This window comes from Pseudomonas cichorii (genome assembly GCF_019719005.1).
GTDB classification, from domain to species: domain Bacteria; phylum Pseudomonadota; class Gammaproteobacteria; order Pseudomonadales; family Pseudomonadaceae; genus Aquipseudomonas; species Aquipseudomonas cichorii_E.
The window spans coordinates 1-1,294 of sequence record NZ_JAIGPJ010000091.1 but is presented as its reverse complement, the minus strand read 5'-3'; the positions used below and the strand labels follow the sequence as shown (position 1 = coordinate 1,294).

Below are 1,294 nucleotides of genomic sequence, written 5' to 3'. Positions count from 1 at the left end.
TAATCATCGGTCATCACATAGCCGCGATAACTTTCCAGCAGGCGCAGCGGTACGTCCTGCGCACGGCTGGAGGTGTAGTCAAACAGCACGACTTTTCGATCGGGCGGGCCGCTGGCCTGTACCCACATCCAGGACTGGCTAGTCGGGTCACGCTCCGGCTCTTTCAGTACCTGCACGCGGGTTTCATCGCAGTGGATCACCGGGCTTTCCAGTAACCGATCACGCATAAGATTCAGCAGTGGCTGCAAGTGCTCGCCGCACTGGATCACCCAACGGGCCAGGGTTTGACGCGGGATTTCTACACCGTGACGGCTGAGCACCGTTTCAAAACGATGTAACGGCAACCCATCGACATACTTGGTGGTCAGCAGCATCGCCAATACGCTGGGGCTGGCCATGCTCTTTTCGATCAACTGCGCCGGTTTGTCGGCGGTGACCGGTGCCGTTTCACAACCCCGGCAACCGTAAACCTTACGGATATGTTTAATCACGCGGATCTGCATCGGCACGATATCCAGCTGCTCGCTGGCTTCTTCACGGATGACATGCTTGCGGCAACCGCAGGCACAGGTCAGTTCGTGTTCAGGCAGTTCGTGGATGACTTCGATACGCGGCAGATCAGCCGACAGTGGTTTGCGTTTGCCACGGCGTGGCGCTGGCGCGACAACGTCTTCTTCCGGGTCTTCGACTGCGAGCAGAGGATCGCTTTCCGCTTCATTGAACAACGCCAGTTGCGGCGTATTGGGCTCAACCGTTTGCTCGGATTTGCGACCGAACAAACGGTCACGCAGCAACTTGATCTGTTCTTTCAGATCAACGATGTGCCCCTCGTGAGCCTCCAGCACGGCATCTGTTTTCACTTGACGTGTCAGCGCCTCAAGCAAGAGTTGCTTGAGCAGAACGGGATCATCGGGAAGATCATCGGGCAGAGGCATCATGCCCCGGATTATACCGGGTCAGGCGACGTAGCGTGGCGTGAGAACTTTATGAGGGCAGTTACGCCAGAGGTCAAAGCCGTCGAGTAACCAGTTGAGTTCCTGGACATTAAGAATGATGGGCGTGTCACGGTTTTCGGGCGAGGTTTTGAATCGCTCCGATTCGAGACGCTTGAGCCAGAGACAGAAGCCGTTGCGTTCCCAATACAGCACTTTAATGCGGTTACGGGACTTGTTGAGGAAGACGAACAATACCGGATCGAACACCGCGACTTTGATATCCAGTTCGACCAGCGCAGCCAGGCCATCAATGGATTTTCGGAAGTCGACAGGCTTGGGGTACAGGTAGACTTTTTCGA

At 55.9% G+C, this 1,294-nt stretch carries 2 protein-coding genes; both read right to left on the bottom strand.

Annotated features, from left to right (window positions below):
- Window positions 1-938: IS66 family transposase (gene tnpC / locus K5D32_RS25720; protein ID WP_221602320.1), on the bottom strand; the 938-nt coding region annotated here is incomplete at its 3' end.
- An 18-nt stretch (window positions 939-956) separates the two neighbouring features.
- The coding region (gene tnpB, locus K5D32_RS25715; protein WP_221602319.1) for an IS66 family insertion sequence element accessory protein TnpB at window positions 957-1,294 on the bottom strand (338 nt) is incomplete at its 5' end.